Annotated in this window: 14 protein-coding genes and 2 pseudogenes; 9 read left to right on the forward strand and 7 right to left on the reverse strand. The window is 64.0% G+C overall.

Going from position 1 to position 19,715, the window contains the following annotated elements:
• Positions 1 to 293 (forward strand): annotated as a pseudogene (locus ACMV18_RS02380) (phosphate transport regulator); the annotation flags it as partial.
• Positions 290 to 1,906, forward strand: coding sequence for a PEP/pyruvate-binding domain-containing protein (locus tag ACMV18_RS02385; RefSeq protein ID WP_420816543.1), 1,617 nt, complete (start codon positions 290 to 292; stop codon positions 1,904 to 1,906). The pseudogene ACMV18_RS02380 and the gene ACMV18_RS02385, both read left to right, overlap by 4 nt.
• Here the strand turns inward: ACMV18_RS02385 and mgtA are convergent.
• Positions 1,901 to 4,510: a magnesium-translocating P-type ATPase gene (gene mgtA / locus ACMV18_RS02390; protein ID WP_420816544.1), complete on the reverse strand. Its 2,610-nt coding sequence runs from the start codon at positions 4,508 to 4,510 to the stop codon at positions 1,901 to 1,903. The two genes, ACMV18_RS02385 and mgtA, sit on opposite strands and share 6 nt — an antisense overlap.
• A gap of 220 nt (positions 4,511 to 4,730) precedes the next feature.
• Between mgtA and ACMV18_RS02395 the strand changes: the two genes are divergently transcribed.
• A complete protein-coding gene (locus ACMV18_RS02395; protein ID WP_420816545.1) occupies positions 4,731 to 6,467 on the forward strand; it encodes a PAS domain-containing hybrid sensor histidine kinase/response regulator in 1,737 nt (578 codons plus the stop codon).
• A 27-nt stretch (positions 6,468 to 6,494) separates the two neighbouring features.
• On the opposite strand, the gene ACMV18_RS02400 is transcribed toward ACMV18_RS02395, so the two are convergent.
• Genes ACMV18_RS02400 through ACMV18_RS02415 form a run of 4 tightly spaced genes read right to left on the reverse strand, consistent with a single transcriptional unit; the run spans position 6,495 to position 10,843 of the window.
• Complete coding sequence (locus ACMV18_RS02400; protein ID WP_420816546.1) at positions 6,495 to 7,361, reverse strand: M14 family zinc carboxypeptidase; 867 nt, start codon at positions 7,359 to 7,361, stop codon at positions 6,495 to 6,497.
• Between the two features lie 36 nt (positions 7,362 to 7,397).
• Positions 7,398 to 7,973, reverse strand: a complete 576-nt coding sequence (gene ruvA / locus ACMV18_RS02405) for a Holliday junction branch migration protein RuvA (protein WP_374255696.1) — start codon at positions 7,971 to 7,973, stop codon at positions 7,398 to 7,400.
• A 9-nt stretch (positions 7,974 to 7,982) separates the two neighbouring features.
• Positions 7,983 to 8,648: a response regulator gene (locus tag ACMV18_RS02410; protein WP_374255693.1), complete on the reverse strand. Its 666-nt coding sequence runs from the start codon at positions 8,646 to 8,648 to the stop codon at positions 7,983 to 7,985.
• Between the two features lie 38 nt (positions 8,649 to 8,686).
• A complete protein-coding gene (locus ACMV18_RS02415; RefSeq protein WP_420816547.1) occupies positions 8,687 to 10,843 on the reverse strand; it encodes an ATP-binding protein in 2,157 nt (718 codons plus the stop codon).
• A gap of 104 nt (positions 10,844 to 10,947) precedes the next feature.
• Between ACMV18_RS02415 and ACMV18_RS02420 the strand changes: the two genes are divergently transcribed.
• From ACMV18_RS02420 to ACMV18_RS02440, 5 genes and pseudogenes are all read left to right on the forward strand, one after another.
• Complete coding sequence (locus tag ACMV18_RS02420) at positions 10,948 to 12,066, forward strand: PhoH family protein (protein WP_420816548.1); 1,119 nt, start codon at positions 10,948 to 10,950, stop codon at positions 12,064 to 12,066.
• Positions 12,063 to 12,503: an rRNA maturation RNase YbeY gene (gene ybeY, locus ACMV18_RS02425; protein WP_420816549.1), complete on the forward strand. Its 441-nt coding sequence runs from the start codon at positions 12,063 to 12,065 to the stop codon at positions 12,501 to 12,503. Before ACMV18_RS02420 ends, ybeY begins: the two co-directional genes overlap by 4 nt.
• A gap of 112 nt (positions 12,504 to 12,615) precedes the next feature.
• A complete protein-coding gene (locus tag ACMV18_RS02430; RefSeq protein WP_420816550.1) occupies positions 12,616 to 14,601 on the forward strand; it encodes a methyl-accepting chemotaxis protein in 1,986 nt (661 codons plus the stop codon).
• A 241-nt stretch (positions 14,602 to 14,842) separates the two neighbouring features.
• Positions 14,843 to 15,070 (forward strand): annotated as a pseudogene (locus ACMV18_RS02435) (PAS domain-containing protein); the annotation flags it as partial.
• A 202-nt stretch (positions 15,071 to 15,272) separates the two neighbouring features.
• Positions 15,273 to 16,769: a methyl-accepting chemotaxis protein gene (locus ACMV18_RS02440; RefSeq protein ID WP_420816551.1), complete on the forward strand. Its 1,497-nt coding sequence runs from the start codon at positions 15,273 to 15,275 to the stop codon at positions 16,767 to 16,769.
• An 18-nt stretch (positions 16,770 to 16,787) separates the two neighbouring features.
• On the opposite strand, the gene ACMV18_RS02445 is transcribed toward ACMV18_RS02440, so the two are convergent.
• Positions 16,788 to 17,873 carry a homocysteine S-methyltransferase family protein gene (locus ACMV18_RS02445; RefSeq protein WP_420816552.1) on the reverse strand — a complete coding sequence of 362 codons (1,086 nt, stop codon included), beginning with the start codon at positions 17,871 to 17,873 and terminating at the stop codon, positions 16,788 to 16,790.
• Between the two features lie 45 nt (positions 17,874 to 17,918).
• On the opposite strand from ACMV18_RS02445, the gene ACMV18_RS02450 reads away from it, so the two are divergent.
• Positions 17,919 to 18,788: an ion transporter gene (locus ACMV18_RS02450; RefSeq protein ID WP_420816553.1), complete on the forward strand. Its 870-nt coding sequence runs from the start codon at positions 17,919 to 17,921 to the stop codon at positions 18,786 to 18,788.
• A 13-nt stretch (positions 18,789 to 18,801) separates the two neighbouring features.
• Here the strand turns inward: ACMV18_RS02450 and ACMV18_RS02455 are convergent, their stop codons facing one another.
• A complete protein-coding gene (locus ACMV18_RS02455) occupies positions 18,802 to 19,596 on the reverse strand; it encodes a putative bifunctional diguanylate cyclase/phosphodiesterase (protein WP_420816554.1) in 795 nt (264 codons plus the stop codon).
• Positions 19,597 to 19,715: the final 119 nt, after the last annotated feature.

Genomic DNA, 19,715 nt, shown 5'->3' on the forward strand with positions numbered 1-19,715 from the left:
TGCAGGATCACATCAAGGCCCTGGCCATGGCCCGCACCCTGAGCGCCGAATCGGATGCGAGCGACACCGACGCCTTCCTGTCGACCACCTGGGCCGTGCTGCACGCCGAAAAGCGTTGCGACGAACTGCTGCGTCAGGCCCGGCGCACCTTGCTGCATGCCATCGACGACGCCCCCAGCCTGATGCTGGCCAACGACCTGGCCTGCACGCTGGAGCTGGCCTCGGATCGCTTGCTGACCGCCGCCTACAGCCTGCGCGATGTGGTCCTCAGCCAGGCCGAGGTGCGCCCATGAGCCCCTCCGATTTGTCGCTGTACCTGATTGGCTGCGGAAGCCCCACCACACAAGCCGAGACCGCGCCCACCGCCAGCGCCCAGACCATGGGCTTCAAAGCCTGGAACCTGTTGCGCATGGCGCAGATGGGCCTGACGGTTCCGCCCGCCTTCGTGATCCCCACCGCGGCTTGTCACAGTGAGGCGTCTCGCGCCACCGCCACCCAAGCCAGCACCTGGATGCCAGGCCTCAAGGCGCTGCAAACCCGCTGTGGCACCGTGCTCGGGGACACCCGCCGCCCGCTGCTGCTGTCGGTGCGCTCCGGGGCCCCGGTCTCCATGCCCGGCATGATGGAAACGCTGCTCAACATCGGCCTGTGCGATGCCACGGTGCATGGCCTCGTCCGGCAAACGGGCAACCCGCGCCTGGTGTGGGATGCCTACCGTCGCCTGATCGCCACCTATGGCGAAGTGGTGGCCGGACTGGATGCGGCCCTGTTCGAGCAAGACCTGCACGACCTGGCCGCCGGCCGCGACGAACGCGACCTGGACTTCACCGAACTGCGCGAACTCACCCGCCGCTATCTGGCCACCTATGCCCGCGCGCACGGTCAGCCGTTTCCGCAGGACCCCACACAGCAACTCGCCGATGCCATCGGGGCCGTGCTCGCCTCGTGGCAATCCGAAAAAGCCGTGGCCTACCGCCGCCTGCACGAACTGCCCGATGACCTGGGCACTGCGGTGACCGTGCAAGCCATGGTGTTTGGCAACGCGGGCGGCCGCTCTGGGGCCGGCGTGGGCTTCACCCGTGACCCGGCTACTGGCGAGCCCCACCTGTGGGTCGATTTCCTGTTCAACGCGCAAGGCGAAGACGTGGTGTCCGGCCGCCGCAGCGCCCATGGCCACGATGAATTGGCCACGGTCCTGCCCGCCACCTGGGATGCCCTGTGCACCGCCACCGCGCAGCTGGAACGCACGCTGGGCGACATGCAGGACTTCGAGTTCACCGTGCAAGACGGCCAGCTGTACATGCTGCAGACCCGTCACGGCAAGCGCACCCCGCAAGCGGCCGCCCGCATTGCGCTGGACCTGTGGTCCGAAGGCCTCATCAGCCAGGACGAGGCCCGACAACGCACAGCCACCCTGCAGGCCGCCGATCTGCGACAAGTCCGCGTGGTGGCCACCGACGGTGAACCCCTCACGCCCTTGGGCCAAGGCGCCACGGCCTGCAACGGCGTGGCCACGGGCGAAATCGCGCTGGACGCGGCACGGGCGCAGGCCCGCCATGCCAGCGGCGCCGCCATCATCCTCGTCCGCCGCGATGCCGAGACCTGCGACATGGCCGCACTCGAACACGCCCAAGGCCTGCTCACGGCACGCGGCGCCCGCACCTCACACGCCGCCGTGGTGGCGCGCCAGATGGGCAAAGTGTGTCTGGTGGGATGCAGCACCTTGCACATCGACGACAGCACCCGCACCGTTCAACTGGGTGAGCGCACGTTTCAAGAAGGCGATGTCCTCACGCTGGATGGCAACGATGGCAGCATCTACGCTGGGGCCGCCCACACCGTCGAGGTCGATGACGACGCGCTGCTGACACGCCTGCAGCAACTGCGCCAAGCCATCAACTCATAAACGGAAACGCCGCCGAAACCAGGTGTTCATGGCAAAGGTGGCGCCCAGGTAGCTCACCAAGATGAGCCCCAGGCAGGGCCAGTACGCCATCGGCAAAGCCACCAACCCCAAGGCCGGTGCCAAGGGTGAATACGGCAGGCACAGTCCCACGCCACACACCGCAAGTGTGGTCCACAGCAAAGGCCGGCTGGCGCGACTGCGCACAAACGGCAAACGCCCGGTGCGAATGATGTGGATCACCAGCGTCTGCGAGAGCAGGGACTCCACAAACCAACCGGTGTGGAACAAAGCCGCCTGGTCAGGCGTTTGCGCCTGGAACACATAGAACATCAGCCCAAAGACCACGTAGTCGAACACCGAACTCACCGGCCCCACCCACATCATGAAGTGCGCGATGTGGCCCATGTCCCATCGCCGGGGCTCGCGCAGCTCTTCGGGGTCCACGCGGTCGGTGGGAATGGCCGACTGCGACAGGTCATACAGCAAGTTGTTGGTGAGCACCTGAATGGGCGCCATGGGCAAAAACGGCAGCCAGGCGCTCGCCCCCAGCACGCTGAACATGTTGCCGAAGTTGGAACTCGCCCCCATGCGGATGTACTTCAGCAGGTTGGCAAACACCTTGCGACCTTCCATCACCCCGTCGTCCAGCACCAGCAGGCTCTTTTCCAGCAAGATGATGTCGGCCGACTCCTTGGCAATGTCCACCGCCGTGTCCACCGAAATGCCCACATCGGCCGCTTTCAGGGCCGGGCCATCGTTGATGCCATCGCCCATGTAGCCGACCACATGCCCCCTCGCCCGCAGGGCGGCAATGACCCGCGCCTTCTGGTCGGGCGAGAGCTTGGCAAACACCTGCGTGTCACCCGCGGCTTCCTGCAAGGCGATGTCGCTCAGGGCCTCGACCTCGTGCCCCAGCAAGACCCGCTCGACGGGCAGGCCCACTTCTCGGCACACCTTGCGCGTCACGACCTCGTTGTCACCGGTCAGGATCTTGACGGCCACGCCATGGCGCTTCAGCGCCGCCAAGGCGGGTTGCGCCGATTCTTTGGGCGGGTCCAGAAACGCGACATAGCCCAGCAAGGTGAGGCCCGACTCGTCCGCCACCGACATGGTGTGGGAGTCGACCGTCATGGGCCGACAGGCAATGGCCAGCACCCGAAAACCGTCTTCGTTCAGGCGATGTGCCTCGGCCTGCAAGGCGGCCAAATGGCTGTCATCCAGCGCCACCGGCTGGCACCCCACGATGCCATCCCGACACACGCTGAACACCTCTTCCACAGCGCCCTTGCAGATCAGCAGGCGCTCATCCCCACGCGCCACCACCACCGACATCCGGCGCCGCTGAAAGTCAAACGGCAACTCATCGACCTTCTGGTACTCGCCTTCGGCATGCAGACGCTCGTGCACCGACACGTACTTGAGCACGGCCACGTCCAGCATGTTGCGCAGGCCGGACTGGTAATAGCTGTTGAGGTAGGCCAACTCCAGCACCCGCTCACTGGGCTGCCCATCCAGGTCAATGTACTTTTCCAGAATGATGCGGTCCTGCGTGAGCGTGCCCGTTTTGTCGGTGCACAGCACGTCCATGGCCCCGAAGTTCTGGATGGCATCCAGGCGTTTGACGATGACCTTCTTGCGCGACATGGTCAGCGCGCCCTTGGCCAGGTTCATCGTGACCAGCATGGGCAACATCTCGGGCGTCAGGCCGACGGCCACGGCACAGGCAAACAGCAAGGCCTCCAGCCAGTCCCCTTTGGTGAGCCCATTGATCAGGAACACCAGTGGCACCATCACCGCCATGAAACGCAGCATCAGCCAGATGAAGCGGTTGATGCCCACCTGAAAGCTGGTCTGCACATGCTCGCCCGCCGTGGCCTGCGCGATGCCACCAAAAATGGCGCGCGCCCCGGTGTTCACCACCACCGCGGTGGCAGCGCCACTGGCCACGTGGGTGCCCATGAAGCACACATTGCGCAGCGCCAACGGCTCGGTTTGCGGTGCGGCAACCTCGGCAGTTTTTTCTATCGGGATGGACTCCCCCGTCAGCGCCGACTCGTTGACGAAGAAGTCCCGGGCCGACAGCAGGCGCACATCGGCCGGAATCAGGTCGCCCACCGACAGGCGCACCACGTCGCCCGGCACCAGCGCTTCCATGGGCACTTCCTGCCCACCCGCCGCCTGGGCATCTGCCCCGGCATCCGCGCGCAACACCGTGGCCGTGGTGTGCACCATGGCCCGCAAGGCCTCCGCGGCCCGGCCCGAGCGCCGCTCTTGAACCAGCGCCAGCGAGATGCTGAGCACCACCATCAGGGTGATGATGACCGCCGATTCGACATTGCCCGTCAACACGGACACCAGCGCCAGCGTCAGCAGCAGGATGTTCAGCGGGTTCACGATGCGCTGCGCCAGCTGCCGCAGCAAGCCCACCCGGGCATCGGCCACCACCACATTGGGCCCAAGCTGGGCGAGGCGGGTGCGGGCCTCGTCTGACGACAGACCTTGCGCCGAGGCCTGCAGGCTCGACAGTCCTTGGGCAATCGGCTGCGTGGCCACCGACACCAAGGTCTGTCGGGCGGCGGCCTGAAGGTCGTGCAAGGTGCTCATGCGCACAGCATGCCTGATCAAACGGTGACAGCGTGTGAAACACCCCAACACGAGACACCCCCTTCGCCCTCAGGGTCTGCCGCATGGCCAACCCCGGGTGAAGTGCCTACACTCAGGTTCCCGGCGCTGGAACCAAGCAGGATCGGTCGTCAGCGCGCACGTGCCCACCACGCGCGCGGCACGTTGCATCACCTCACCCATCACAATAGAGGAGACCGACATGCCTGAGCTCACCCCCGTGGTTCCGCCGGACACCGTCCGCAAAAGCGCCCCCTCGCGCCGCGCCCTGCCGGCAGGCATCTCCGAATCCGTTGCCGACGACCCTGAACGACTCCTCGAAGAAGTCCGCCAGCGTCAGGATGCCTTCGAGCAGCAAGGCCAGATCCTGCGTCAGGTACAGACCGCGCTGCAGCGCGCCCAAGGCACCAATCAGGAACTGGCGCTGGTGGCTGATCGCGTCACCGACGCCATCCTGATTTGCGACGCACACCGCTGCATCACCTGGATCAACCCCGCCTTTACCCGCCTGACCGGCTTCACCTTGACCGAATGCCACGGCCTGCTGCCCGAAGAATTGCTCAGCGGCCCGCACACGGATGACGCCACCATCACCCGCATCAACCAGGCCGTGGCCCAAGGCAGCAGCATCGAAAAGCTGGAGGTATGCCACCACCGCAAGGATGGCGAGCCGTTCTGGGTGATCCGCTCGGTGCAACCCATTCATGGCCCGGATGGTCAGGTCAACCGCTACATCGAGGTGCTGACCGACATCGGCGACCGCCGCCGCGCCGAGGCCGAACACGCCAAACGGCTGGAACTGGAAGTGGCACTGGCCACCAAGGCCGAGTTCCTCTCGCGCATGAGTCACAACATGCGCTCATCGCTCAATGCCATCCTGGGGTTCACCCAGTTGCTCGACATGAGTCGCGACGACGAACTGCCCGACTTGCAGCGCCGTCAGATTGGCCACATCCATGCCGCGGGGCAGCAACTGCTCAACCTGCTCGATCAGTCGCTGGAATACGCCCGACTGGAAGACAAGCCCCTGGGCATCCGCCCGCAGCGTGTCGAGCTACCCGTGTTGCTGCGCGAAGTGCGTGCGGCCCTCGAAGACCAGTCTCAGGACGTCACCGTGGTGGTGGACAGCCAGTGCCCACCGGTCTGGGCCGATGCCCAGCACACCCGCTCCATCCTGATGAACCTGATGAGCAATGCCATCAAGTACAGCCCTCCCGGCGCCACCGTCTGGATGCAAGCGAAAGCGGCCCCCGACGAACGCGTGGCCATCATCGAAGTCAAGGACCAAGGCTTTGGCATCGAGCAAGACGACCTCTCTCGCATCTTTCAGCCCTTTGCGCGACTGGACACGCCGTCGGGTCGCGCCCATGGCAATGGCTTGGGACTGGCCGTGTCACAACGGCTGGCCGAGTTGATGCACGGCCGCATCGACGTCAGCAGCACGCTGGGGCATGGTAGCGTGTTCACCTTGCGACTGCCGCTGGCCGAAGGCCCCGGCGCCTTGCGCTCAACCTACGCGCGCGGCGCCGAGCCGGCCATCATGTTGCCGCCGCTGCGGGTGGTGCACATCGAAGACAACGCGCTCAACCGCAGCTTGGTCGAAGCCATGTTTGCCGCCTATCCACAGGTGCGCCTGTACTCGGCGGAAACCGCCGGTGAAGGGCTGGCCAGCATCGAAAGCATCCGCCCGGATGTGGCCCTGGTGGACATCAACCTGCCGGACGGCAGCGGTCTGGATCTGTGCCGCCGGTTGCGGGCTCAGGCCGACTTCAAAACCCTGCCCCTGATTGCACTGAGTGCCGATGCACTGCCCGAGCACATCGCCCGCGCCCTGCAAACCGGCTTCAACCACTACCTGGTCAAGCCCCTGCAGATTCAGCGCCTGCTGGGCATCCTGGCACACATGCCCAGCACCCAGGCCGCCCCGCCCCGACCTTGACGCCACCTCGCACAACCGCGCGCTGACTCAGTCGGCGCCCAATCGGTCGGCTGTCCAGCGCAGCAGGTCCAGCCACATCTGGCGAATCTCGGCGTCTTGCGGGGTACGCAGCGCATTGGGCAACTCGATGGTCACCACCGGCACCTTTTTGTAGACCCCGCCGTAATTGCCCAGGCTGCCCGGAAAGATGCCCACCTGGTCCAGATACAAGCGCCCCAGCCGCTTGGGCGGCACCGTGGGGCCGTCAAAGTCCAGCACCCCATAGGGCGCATGCACGGACACGATCAGGTCGGGCTTCCAGCGCTCCATCTCGTCGTGCAGCCACTTGGACTCGGGTTCGGACAAAGGCTTGGCACCCGGAAACCGGCGGGGATCGCTGCGCGTGCGCTCTTTCCAGTACACCGGGGCTTCCTTGTCCCAGTTGGGCGTGGGGAAGTTGCGATTCAGGTCCACCCCCCGCGCATTGGTCCGAGAAGGGCGGCCCTGCAGCATGCCATCCGGATTCATCAGAGGCACAAACCGCCAGTGAATGTTGGACGGGGTCTCCATGGCCGCGCCAATCCAGTGCAACACCAGCGCGGTCGACGACAGTTCATCGCCATGGATGCCGCCCACCACCAGGACACGCAACCTGGCGTGGGGAGAAATGACATCCCGTTCGACCAACTGGTTGCCCGTCACCGATCGCACCGGCATGCCCTGCAATTGCGCCCGCGCGCACACCGCACGCGAGACATTGGGCAGGCGCCGCGTCATCACCTCGCAAAACGAAGCGGCCGAGATGGGCCCGCTCGCCGCGCGCGCAGGCGTGACATCGGGTTTGTGGGCCTGCACGTTCGCGGCAAGGCAGGCAAGAACGGCGCCGGCAACGCGCCACCAGACAGTGCGTTTCATGATGCTGCCGATGATACCGAGCCCACCCCGCCGCTGTCAGCGGGCCAGCGACTTCAGTGCCAGCTTGATGCCCTCGCTCACCGACACATCGGCGGGCAAGGCCTTGAGCGCCGCTTGCGCTTCCTTGTCGGAATACCCCAGGGCCACCAGCGCCTGCAGGATGTCGCCCTGCGTGTCGTTGGCCACCGAGAAACCCGGCGCCGACAACACCGGCGCCAGCTTGCCCTTGAGTTCGAGCAACAGGCGTTCGGCCGTTTTCTTGCCCACGCCCGGCACCTTCACCAGGCGGCTCGCGTCCTGCGCCGACACGGCCTGCGCCAACTCTTCGGTGTTGAGGCCAGACAGCAGCGCCAGCGCAATGCGTGGCCCCACCCCGCTGATCTTGATCAGCTCGCGGAAGGATTCGCGCTCGCCGGCGGTCAGAAAGCCGAAGAGCAACTGCGCATCCTCGCGCACGATGAACTGGGTCAGCAAGGTGACCTTGGCGCCCAGTTCAGGCAGGTTGTAGAAGGTGCTCATGGGCACCTGGACTTCGTAGCCGACGCCGTGGACGTCGACCAGTACATAGGGAGGGGCCTTGGCAGCCAGCTCCCCGGTCAGGCGGGCAATCATGCCGGCAGTTTAGCGGCGGAACAGGCCCAGACGCTGCGCCTCCAGCGCGGCTTCCGCACGCGACGACACGTTGAGCTTGCGGTAGATCTGCTTGACGTAGTCGGCAATGGTGTGACGTGACAGGTTCAACTGCTGACCGATCTCGGGCAGCGTGAAGCCCTTGGCCACGCGCAGCAACACTTCGTTTTCGCGCTCGGTCAGTTGCACGTGCGGCGTGACGTTGTCAGGCTCGGCCATGGCGGGCTTCATGCGGGCCTGGGCGGTGAAGTACTGGATCACACGGCGCGCAATCGAAGGCGACAGGGGCGGCTCGCCCTGGCTGATGCGGTGCAGTTGCTCCGCCAGTTGCTCGCGGGGTTGCTCCTTGAGGAGGTAGCCAAAGGCGCCGGCCTGCAAGGCGGGGAAGAGGTGATCGTCGTCCTCGTGGATGGTCACCACCACCGACTGCACTTCGGGCTGCTTTTCACGCAAGGCTTGAACCACCTCGACGCCCGACCCATCGGGCAAGCCCAGATCGCACAGGGCCACGTCAAAGCGCACGGCATTGACCAGTTCCAGCGCATCGTGCACGCGCGAGGCTTCACTGATGTGGGCACCAGGGAACACCTGCAAAGCCAGGGTCTTGAGCCAGGCTCGGATTTCGGGCAGGTCTTCAAGCAAAAGGATTTGTTTCATGGTGTTCTAAGCCTCACTTCTCATTGTTCGTGCGCACCTCAGAATGCGCGATTCTGGTTGATCATGCTAGCAGTGCCGGGAGACGGCAAGCCTCCCCCGGTCAGGGCCTGTTGCATGGTCGCGATTTCAAGCGGCAAGGTCAGGCGGATGACGGTGCCAAACCCTGGCCCGGACTCCACCAGGCATTGCCCGTTGAGTTGTTTGGCGCGGTGCTTCATGCTGGTCATGCCGTGACCGCGATCCAGTCGGCCATCCAGCTCCATGGGGATGCCCTTGCCGTTGTCCTGGATGACGAGCACGAAGTCGTGCAGATCCAGATGCACCTCGGCCGAAATGATGACGTGCGACGCCTCGCTGTGCTTGATCACGTTGCTGACCGCCTCGCGCAAGATGCGGGTGGTCTGCACATAGGTGCGCGACGACAGCGGTTCTTCAATGATGTCATTGGGGTTGCGCCACTCGCACTCGATGCCGGCCTGACGCAGGCGGGACACCACCTCGGCACGCCAGTCTGCCAGCGCATCCGACAGCACCATGGCCCGTCCGGTGAGCCCGCGCACCGACAGACGCATTTCTTCCAGCGCTTCACGTGCCAGGGTCGAAATGCGGTCGTTGTCGGCCGTGTGCACGATGGTCAGCAGCTTGGCGCCCAGGTCGTCGTGCAAGTCCGAAGCAATCCGCTTACGCTCTTTCTCGGCCACCTGCTCGGCACGCAGCTCGGCAATCTGGCTGAAGTTGCGCTCGATCTCGTCGCTGATTTCGGTGACCCGGCGCTCCAACTGCGCACGCGCCCCCTCAGCCGTCCGCAAGGCTTTGGCGTAGACCTGGATCAGGCGAACGGCCACCGAGGCATACAGCAGCGGCATCACAAAGTGCGTCACATGGATGCCCCACAGGCGGATCAGCCCATATTGGTAGGCCAGCTCGATGCCCATCACCGTGGTGACGATGCCCAGCGCCCCGCACATCAACCAAAACTCCGGGCGTCGCTTCTTACCGGCCAGCCACAAGAAGAAAACCACCGAGCAAAACACCTCGACTGCGAACAGCAAGTACCAGATGCGCGATCCGGAGAACAGACGATGCGTGCCCGCCAGCAGCAGGCTCATGGGCAGCAACACGCACTGCGCCCACAGGGCCGCATTGATGCGGCGCATCCACGCCTCGCTGATCACGTTCTGGATGCGGGCCCCTGCATAGCTCAGCAAGAACTTGACCGCGAAGGCCGCCATCGGCGCAAACAGCAGGGCCATCAGCATCTCGCTGGTGGCATTCGGCATGGGCAAGTCCCCCAGCCAGAAACGCCCCGTCATCAAGGCCCAGCCAATGGTCAGCAAGCCGAAATAGACCAGATAGTCGAGGCGGCGCACCCACGCCATCCCCAAGGCAAACACGCCCAGCACGGCCAGAATGCCGCCCAGCACCTGCGACAAGGTAGAGCTCCAGAACTCCTGCTCGGCTTCGAGTTGGCGGATATGGGGCAGGGGCCCCACACGCACCGCAGCCAGGCCGCCGGCACGCTGGCGGGCCGTGACCTCGTCAATCGGATAGCCCACCACCCGGATGTCGACCAGATTGCCCGAAGCATTGAGCAAGGCCGCCGGCAAAGGAATGGTGTGCGAGCGGAAACAGTTGCGGGCATAGGGCAGCTTCATGCGACCGCCGCGGTAGAGCAACTGCCCGTTCAAAAACACTTCCACATTCGAGCAGGCGCGCTCGACATAGAGGGCCTGCAACTCATCGGGAGCAGCCGATGCACTGGGATCAAATCGAAAGCGATACCAGACCGAGCCTTGGTAACCGGGGTGGTTGATGGACCACTCATCGGGCAACGCAATGACGCGGGCAGGCACATTGAGCGGGAATTGCGCCGATGGGCTCTCGACCACCCAAGGCTGAGACAATGTCTTCACCGGCGAATCCAGCAAGACCGCCACCGCCGGGTGGCTGCGACGCACCGCCTCGCTGTTGAGCACCAGCAAGCCCCAACCCGCCAGCGCGGCCAGCAGCAAGCCGGCCAATGCAGCGAGCCAGACGCGACGACGCGAGGCGGGTGGGGCAGGCTCCGTCGCCGTCGCTTCCACGCCGCCCTCTCCTTCGGAGACCCACTCCTGGCTAAAAAAGCGGGCCCAGGATTGCCACGCGTGACCCAGCATGCTCAAAGACGACTCCGTACCCCATTTGTCCTGACGCATGGAATGCCCGCGCCAGATTCATGTCGTCATTTTCTCAATAGATGTCACCCGCTGACGCGCAGGGCAAGCGACAATTTATATCGATTACCCCATATCGGACCTCCATGCAACTGCGCCACAGCTTTTCTCCTCCGGATAACTCCCGACTCGCCCGTCTGTGCGGGCCGCTGGACGAGCATCTGCGAACCATCGAGGCCGCCTTCGGGGTGACCATGACGCGCCGGGGCGAGCAGTTCCGCATTGAAGGCGCCAAAGGCGTGCCGCAGCGCGTGGTCGAGCTGCTGGAGGCGCTCTACACCCGCAGCGATCGCGCGATCAGTCCGGAGATGGTGCAGCTGGCCATCACGTCCAGCCTGGCCGCCCTGCAGCGCGCCCACCAGGGCAAGGCCCCGTCCGACCCCAACGAGCCAGCCCCCCACGATGCGGGTGCCGACCCGGACGGCCCCACCCTGCACACCCGCCGCGCCGATCTGCAGGGGCGAACCCCCAATCAGGTTCACTACCTGCGCCAGATCTTGTCGCATGACCTGAGCTTTGGCATTGGCCCCGCCGGCACCGGCAAGACCTTCCTGGCCGTGGCCTGCGCGGTCGATGCGCTGGAGCGCAGCGCCGTGCAACGCATCGTCCTGACCCGCCCTGCGGTCGAGGCAGGCGAACGTCTGGGCTTCCTGCCCGGTGACCTGACCCAAAAAGTCGACCCCTACCTGCGCCCGCTGTACGACGCGCTGTACGACCTCATGGGCTTTGACCGCGTGACAAAGGCCTTCGAAAAGGGGCTCATCGAAATCGCCCCGCTGGCCTTCATGCGGGGGCGCACGCTGAACCACGCCTTCATCATCCTGGACGAGGCCCAGAACACCACGCCCGAGCAGATGAAGATGTTCCTCACCCGCATCGGCTTTGGGTCGCGCGCGGTCGTGACCGGCGACGTCAGCCAGATTGACTTGCCACGCGGCGCTCGCAGTGGTCTGATCGATGCCGAGCGCATCCTCAAGCGCGTGAAGGGCGTGTCCTTTACGCGCTTCACGGCCGCCGACGTGGTGCGCCATCCTCTGGTGGCCCGCATTGTGGAAGCGTATGACGCGGCCCAGGCCGCCCAAGGCCACGAGGGTTTGCCCCCCGCACCGCTGCCCCCGACCGAGGCGCCTCGCGCCAGTCGCCCCACACGTAGCTCGCGCGCTGCTGCGCCGCGCCCTGACCTCGACGAATCCTCCCAGCCATGAGCATCGACCTGACCCTGAGCCTGCAATTTGCAGACAAGCGCCACCGTGACCAACTGCCCCGCCACAAAGTGGCCCGCTGGCTGAAAGCTGCACTGGAAAGTGATGCGGAACTCGCCGTGCGCATCGTGGATGCGGAGGAAGGCCAGGCCCTCAACCGCGACTACCGCCAAAAGGACTACGCCACCAATGTGCTGACCTTCGATTACGCGCATGAGCCCGTGGTGATGGCCGACCTGATCCTGTGCGCGCCCGTGGTCGAGCGCGAAGCCCAGGAGCAGAACAAAGACCTGGTGGCGCACTACGCCCACATGCTCGTGCACGGTGCCCTGCATGCCCAGGGCTGGGACCACATTGAAGAAGACGAGGCCCAGGCCATGGAGCAACGCGAGCGCGAGATCATGGCCAAGCTGGGATTTGCCGACCCGTACGCGGGCTGAAATTAACCCACATCAGGTTTAACGCTCAAGGTTAAGGCGCAACTGCCGATTTTCCGAAAACCACCCTGGCGCTGATCGGTTCAACGCCAACCCGGTTTTTCTGAGGGTCACCATGCGCCTGAACACGCCCGTCAGCAATCAGGAATATCTCGTTTCCGAGTCCTTCTCGCTGGTCTCCGTGACCGATTTGAAGGGCCGCATCACATACGGCAACGCCGCTTTCGTGAGAGTAAGCGGTTACTCACTTGATGAACTGCTCGGTCAGCCGCATAACCTGATCCGTCACCCTGACATGCCCGCAGAAGCCTTTCGGGACATGTGGGCCACCCTGGAATCGGGGCGACCTTGGGTCGGGGTGGTGAAAAATCGGCGCAAAAACGGCGACTACTACTGGGTCAAAGCCAACGCCATCCCCATCCGCCAGAACCAGACGGGCACCACCGTGGGCTATCTGTCGGTGCGCAACCCGCCGACACGGGCCGAAATCCAGGGCGCGGAGCAGTTGTATGCCGTGCTGAACGCGCAGGCAGAACGCGGTTCCGGCGGGATCACCCTGCACCAAGGTCGCGTGGTGAAGCACGGCTGGTTGGCCAGACTGACCCGGCCGCTGGAACACATCTGGCATGGCCCGTCCACCCTCGTCCAGTTGGTGGTCACATGCGCCCTGATGGCACTCAGCACGGTCGTCCCGCTGACATGGTTGATCCCCTTGGGGCTGACGCTGTGCCTGGCAGTGGCGTGGTACAGCCGCGTCCTGATCCTGAAGCCCTTTCTCAGCCTGCGCGACCACCTGGACACCATGGCCTCCGGAGACCTGAGCGCCGAGGTGGACACCTCGGGGGACGGCTTGCTGGGGCGCCTGCAGATGTCGCTCAATCAACTGCACGCCAACATTCGTGCGGTGACGGCCGACACCAACATGGAGATCAACAACCTCCGCGGCGCCATTCAGGAAATCACGTCCGGCAACCTGGACCTGTCGTCTCGCACGGAAATCCAGGCCAACAGCCTGGAGCAAACCGCTTCGACCACCGCCCAGATTCACCAGTCGTCCAGCCAGGCCGCGGAATCGGTCAGTCAGGCTGCTCAACTGGCAGCCGACATGGCTGCGCAAGCCCAGCGCAGCCAGGACTCGGTGCAGCGCGTGTCCACCGCGATGAGCGACATCAACCAGTCCTCGCAACGGGTGGGCGACATCATTCACGTCATTGAGGGCGTGGCCTTCCAGACCAACATCCTGGCGCTCAACGCGGCGGTCGAAGCCGCACGCGCTGGCGAAGCGGGCCGCGGCTTCGCCGTGGTGGCCACCGAGGTCCGCTCTCTGGCCCAACGCACCACCGAAGCCGCACGCGAAATCCGGCAATTGATCAGCGAATCGGTTGAACGCGTGGCCGCCGGCAATGCAGAAACCAACACCGCCACCGAGCGCATGGCCGAGGCCCTGCAATCGGTCGAACAAGTGGCCTCCTTGCTGCGCGAACTCGCCGAAACGGCCAGCGAACAGCAACGCGGCGTGGCCTCCATCAGCGAGTCTGTGGACGACATGGACCGCATCACGCAACAAAATGCGGCCATGGTGGAGGAAATCGCCGCCTCCACCACCGATTTGCAAAACCAGATTGCACACGCGGGCAAGGTGCTGGGCCTGATGCGCCTGCACCCTGAAGACGGGACCTTGGCCGACGTCGATGCCGTGGACCTTCGCAAACAGGCGCAACTGCGCTTGAGTGACAGCACCCATCTGGATTTTCGTGCGGCCATTGCGGCACACAGCAAGTGGAAGACCACGCTGCGCAACGCCATCGACAGCGGCGAACAACTGGATGCGGACACCATTGCACGAGATGACTGCTGTGCCGTGGGCAAATGGGTGCACGGTCCGGGTGGCCACGAGTGGGGCACGAGGCCGGATTTCGTCAACCTGGTGCAACGACACCGGGAGTTCCACGCACGTGCCGGAGAAGTGGCCGAGGCGGTCAACGGTGGCCACCGAACAGAAGCCTTGCGCTTGCTGCAAAACGGCTCCCCTTTCACGAAGGCAACGAGTGCCGTCGTGGAAGCGCTGGACGCCCTGCGACGTCACCAGGAACGCGGCTGAACTCGTGCCATTTTCTTAACGCACCTCATTTCCAGAACGGAATTCACCAACCATAAATCCATAAACCATAAACCATATTACCAACTCAAGATTTAAAGCGGGGCGGCCGATATTCCGAATTCAGGGTTCCATTTCGCATTGCAGTAGATGCGCGATCGCCTGATTGATTCGGAGAGTTCTCATACGTCTGAACACGCCCGTCACTCAAAAAGAATTCACCTTCTCAGACGACTACTCGTTGGTGTCGGTCACAGACCTGAAAGGTCGCATTACCTACTGCAATGCGGCGTTCATCAAGGTCAGTGGCTACACGATGGATGAGCTCCAGGGGCAGCCGCACAACATCGTGCGCCACCCGGACATGCCGGCAGAAGCCTTCCGCGACCTGTGGGCCACCGTCGAGTCGGGGCGCCCCTGGGTGGGCATCGTCAAAAACCGACGCAAAAATGGCGACCACTACTGGGTCAAGGCCAGCAGCATCCCCATCCGCCGCAATGGCACCGGTGAAATCCAAGGCTATCTCTCGGTCCGCAACTGCCCCACACGAGACGAAATCGCGGCTGCCGAGGCGCTCTACGCCAAGCTCAACGCGCAGGCCGACCAGGGCCGCAACCGCATCACGCTGTACCAGGGCCGCGTCCAGAACAAAGGCATCGCGCACCGCTTGCTCGGTGCGCTGGAGCAAGTCTGGCACGGGCCCCTCCACGCTACTTCAGTTGAGCACGGTAGCGGCCATCGTCGGCCTGAGCACCGTCTTGCCCCTGCCCTGGCTGGCGGCTGCCGCCACCGCCCTGTGCCTGGCCGCCACGTGGGGCTGCCGCGTCATGATCCTGCGTCCGTATTTGAGTCTACGCGATCACCTGGACATCATGGCCGCCGGCGACCTGAGCACCGAAGTCGACACCTCGGGCGACGGCTTGTTGGGCCGCCTGCAGATGTCACTGAGACAGCTCAGCGTCAACATCCGCGCCGTGATTGCCGACACCACCATGGAGATCAACAACCTGCGTGGCGCCATTCAAGAGATCACCTCCGGCAACCTCGACCTGTCCGCACGGACCGAAGTCCAGGCCAACAGCCTGGAGCAAACGGCATCCACCACCGAAGAAATCAACGGCACGGCCAGTCAGGCGGCCGAATCGGTCAGTCAGGCCGCGCAACTGGCTGCCGACATGTCCGCACAAGCCCAGCGCAGCCAGGACTCGGTGCAACGCGTGTCGCAAGCCATGAGTGAAATCAACCAGTCCTCTCAGCGGGTGGGCGACATCATCCATGTGATTGAAGGTGTGGCCTTCCAGACCAACATCCTGGCGCTCAATGCCGCCGTCGAAGCTGCCCGCGCGGGCGATGCCGGCCGGGGCTTTGCCGTGGTGGCCACCGAGGTGCGGTCGCTGGCGCAACGCACCACCGACGCGGCCCGGGAAATCCGTCAGTTGATCGGCGAATCGGTCGAGCGGGTGGCTGCCGGCAACAACGAGACCCAGACCGCCACGCAACGCATGGCCGAAGCCCTGCAATCGGTGGAGCAGGTCACCACCTTGCTGCGTGAACTCGCCAACACCGCCAGCGAACAGCAGCGTGGTGTGGCCATGATCAGCGACTCGGTGAGCAACATGGATCGCATCACCCAGCAAAATGCGGCCATGGTGGAAGAGATTGCCGCCTCCACTGAAAACCTGCAAAACCAAGTGGGGCATGCCGGCAAGATTCTGGGTCTGCTGCGCCTGCACACGGAAGACGCCACCCTGGCTGAAGCCGATGCCGTAGACCTGCGCAAGCAAGCGCAAGCCCGCATCACCGCAGAAGAAAACCTCGACTTCCGCGCTGCCATTGCGGCCCATGGCAAATGGAAGACGACCTTGCGCAACGCCATCAGCAGCGGCGATCAACTCGATGCCGCCGCGATCTCACGCGACGACTGTTGCGCGGTGGGCAAGTGGGTGCACGGCCCAGGCGGTCAACGCTGGAGCAATGCCCCCGATTTCACCAACCTGGTGGCACGCCACCGCGAGTTCCACCAAGCCGCCGGAGCCGTGGCCGAAGTGGTCAACCGCGGAGACAAGGACAAAGCCTTGCGCATGCTCGATGGGGGCTCGGCCTTCATGAGTGCCACCCATGCAGTGGTCGAAGCCCTCAATGCCCTGCGGCGCCATCACGAGCGCCACTGAGCCACACGCCTGACCGAATCAGGCGGCCAGACCGCTGAGGAAGCCCGTGGTGCCGCCGTGCAGGCAGCGGGGCTTCCAGGCGCTCACACGCTGTGCAATCGCCGCGATGTGATCGGGCGTGGTGCCGCAGCAGCCGCCAGCAATGTTCAGGAAGCCGGCCTTGGCAAACTCTTCCACCAGTCCGCCCGTGATCTCGGGCGTCTCGTCAAACCCGGTGTCGCTCATGGGGTTGGGCAAACCGGCGTTGGGATAGCAGCTGATGAAGGTATCGCCCGCGATCTTCGACAGCTCCTCGATGTAAGGCCGCATCAAGGTGGCGCCCAAAGCGCAGTTCAGACCAATCGCCAGCGGATGCGCATGACGCACCGAATTCCAGAATGCCCCCACGGTCTGCCCCGACAGAATGCGCCCCGAGGCGTCCGTCACCGTGCCCGAGATGATGATGGGCAAACGCTCACCGGTGTCCTCGAACAGCTCGTCGATGGCGAAGATGGCCGCCTTGGCATTGAGGGTGTCGAAAATCGTTTCGACCAGGAAGACGTCACAGCCACCCTCCATCAAGGCCTTGGCTTGCTCGTAATACGCCGCGCGCAGCGTGTCGAAATCGACGTTGCGGGCGCCGGGGTCATTCACGTCCGGGCTGATGCTCGCGGTTTTCGGGGTCGGGCCAATCGCGCCGGCCACAAAGCGGGGTTTGTCGGACGTGCTGTACTTGTCGCAGCAGGCGCGCGCCAGTTTGGCGGCGGCCACGTTCATCTCATAGGCCAGCTCGGGCAGGTGGTAATCATCCTGCGCCACCGTGGTCGCCCCGAAGGTGTTGGTCTCGATCAGGTCAGCCCCCGCCGCCAGATACTGCTCATGGATCTCGCGAATGACCTCGGGCTTGGTCAGCTGCAGCAACTCGTTGTTGCCCTTGAGGTCGGTCGCGTGCTCGGCGAAGCGAGCGCCACGGTAATCGGCTTCGGTCAGCTTGTAACGCTGAATCATGGTGCCCATGGCGCCATCCAGCACCACGATGCGCTGACGCATGATCTCAGGCAGCTGTGCGGCACGGGTGTAAGGGCGGCGCTCGACCGGCGCGATGGGGGAAGCTGACGTGTTCATGTCGCTATTTTAGAGAGTCCGCCTCTTCCTTGGCATCATGGCGTGATGAACACCGTCCCACATGCCATGAATCCGGACCCGAACAAGCCCGAATCGGGCTGGCGACGCCAGCTCTACACCATCATCTTCGAGTCGGAAACCGCCGCAGGCCGCCTGTTTGATCAGGTGCTGATCTGGCTCATTCTGATCAGCGTGGGCGCGGTCATCCTCGACAGCGTCAGCAGCATCCAGACCCGCTGGGGCCACATGCTTGATGCCTTGGAGTGGGGCTTCACCGCCGTGTTCACGCTGGAATACGTGTTGCGCTTGAGCTGCCACCGGCACCCCACGCGCTACGCACTGAGCTTTTACGGAGTGATCGACCTGCTGTCGGTTTTGCCATCCTATCTGGCACTGATCGAGCCCGGCGCCCTGTTCTTCCTCGATGTCCGCATCCTGAGATTGATGCGCGTGTTCCGGGTGTTTCGCCTCACAGGCTTTGTATCGGAATACACCACGCTGGGTCAGGCGCTGCTGGCCAGTCGGCGCAAGATCGCCGTTTTCACGTCGTTTGTCCTGATGGTGGCCTTGCTGATGGCCACCTTGATGTACGTGATCGAAGGGCCGCAAAACGGCTTCACCAGCATTCCCACGGCCATGTACTGGGCCATCACCACCATGACCACGGTGGGCTTTGGTGACATCACCCCCAAGACGGACGTCGGCCGCCTGATCTCGTCGGTGGTGATGTTGCTGGGCTGGAGCGTGCTGGCCGTGCCCACGGGCATCGTCACCGCAGAACTGACAGCCAACCGCAAGAATCGCCCTTCAGGGATCCTCCACGAGGCGCAACGCTGCCCTCGCTGTCAGGCCGATGGTCACCGGGCCGATGCCAACCATTGCTGGCGATGTGGTGACCCCCTTCCACCTGTTTGAGCGCGCGCACCGATCAGTGATAAGGCGGATGCTCGTTGCCGGAGGCATCTGCTTCCCCATCCTGATTGAACAAGGAGTCGCGGAATGAGGGGTGTGCCGTGTTTTTGTCATCCCCCAGCGCCCACAACTGGAGATGCTTGGCGGGCATGGGCCGCGCATACAAATAACCCTGCAACTGATCGCACCCGAAGTCCGTCAGGATGTCTTGCTGATCGCGCGTTTCCACGCCTTCAGCCACCACCTCCAACCCCAAGGCGTGCGCCAGCTTGATCACCGCCTTGACGATGGCGCGGGCGTCTTCCTCGCCCCCCAGATCCTGCACAAAGCTGCGATCGATCTTGAGTTGCGTGGCGGGCAGCTTGCGCAAATGGCTCAGGCTGGAATAGCCGGTGCCAAAGTCATCGATCGACAAAGACACGCCAATTTGGGCCAACTGCTCAAACAACCGCATGGAAGCTTGCGCATCCTCCATGGCGGCCGACTCGGTGATTTCAAACGTGATCAGGTCCGGCGGCACCTGATGTCGTCGCAACGCATCGGACACCTTTTCAACCAGATCCGACTGCCTCAACTGATGCATCGACAGGTTGATGGCCACCCGCATGCTCAAGCCCATGCCACGCCAGGTCTTGATTTGTGCGCACGCCTCATCAATGACCCAGGCGCCCAACGCACCGATCAGACCAAATCGCTCGGCAATCGGAATGAACTCCACCGGGCTGACCATGCCGCGCGTGGGATGCTGCCATCGCAGCAAAGCCTCGGCACCCGTCACCTGTTGACTGACCGTGTCGCCCGAGTTCGACACCAAATGCTGTAAGTGGTTGATTTGACTAGGTTGACCTAGTCAGCGTGCCACTACAGGAGGGATAACTGGAGTTCGTTGCTGAGCTTTTTGACCTTCAAGGCGGCCATGGTGGCGGCCTG

Source organism: Aquabacterium sp. (assembly GCF_048860245.1).
In the GTDB taxonomy this organism is placed as follows: Bacteria; Pseudomonadota; Gammaproteobacteria; order Burkholderiales; family Burkholderiaceae_C; genus Aquabacterium.

Excerpts from the sequence above, each read along its gene's own strand:
- ACMV18_RS02400 (WP_420816546.1), bottom strand. The coding sequence starts at position 7,361 with ATGAAACGCACTGTCTGGTGGCGCGTTGCCGGCGCCGTTCTTGCCTGC.
- ybeY (WP_420816549.1), top strand. The coding sequence starts at position 12,063 with ATGAGCATCGACCTGACCCTGAGCCTGCAATTTGCAGACAAGCGCCAC.
- ACMV18_RS02450 (WP_420816553.1), top strand. The coding sequence starts at position 17,919 with ATGAACACCGTCCCACATGCCATGAATCCGGACCCGAACAAGCCCGAA.
- ACMV18_RS02395 (WP_420816545.1), top strand. The coding sequence starts at position 4,731 with ATGCCTGAGCTCACCCCCGTGGTTCCGCCGGACACCGTCCGCAAAAGC.
- ACMV18_RS02415 (WP_420816547.1), bottom strand. The coding sequence starts at position 10,843 with ATGCGTCAGGACAAATGGGGTACGGAGTCGTCTTTGAGCATGCTGGGT.
- mgtA (WP_420816544.1), bottom strand. The coding sequence starts at position 4,510 with ATGAGCACCTTGCACGACCTTCAGGCCGCCGCCCGACAGACCTTGGTG.
- ACMV18_RS02410 (WP_374255693.1), bottom strand. The coding sequence starts at position 8,648 with ATGAAACAAATCCTTTTGCTTGAAGACCTGCCCGAAATCCGAGCCTGG.
- ACMV18_RS02385 (WP_420816543.1), top strand. The coding sequence starts at position 290 with ATGAGCCCCTCCGATTTGTCGCTGTACCTGATTGGCTGCGGAAGCCCC.
- ACMV18_RS02430 (WP_420816550.1), top strand. The coding sequence starts at position 12,616 with ATGCGCCTGAACACGCCCGTCAGCAATCAGGAATATCTCGTTTCCGAG.
- ACMV18_RS02445 (WP_420816552.1), bottom strand. The coding sequence starts at position 17,873 with ATGAACACGTCAGCTTCCCCCATCGCGCCGGTCGAGCGCCGCCCTTAC.
- ACMV18_RS02420 (WP_420816548.1), top strand. The coding sequence starts at position 10,948 with ATGCAACTGCGCCACAGCTTTTCTCCTCCGGATAACTCCCGACTCGCC.
- ruvA (WP_374255696.1), bottom strand. The coding sequence starts at position 7,973 with ATGATTGCCCGCCTGACCGGGGAGCTGGCTGCCAAGGCCCCTCCCTAT.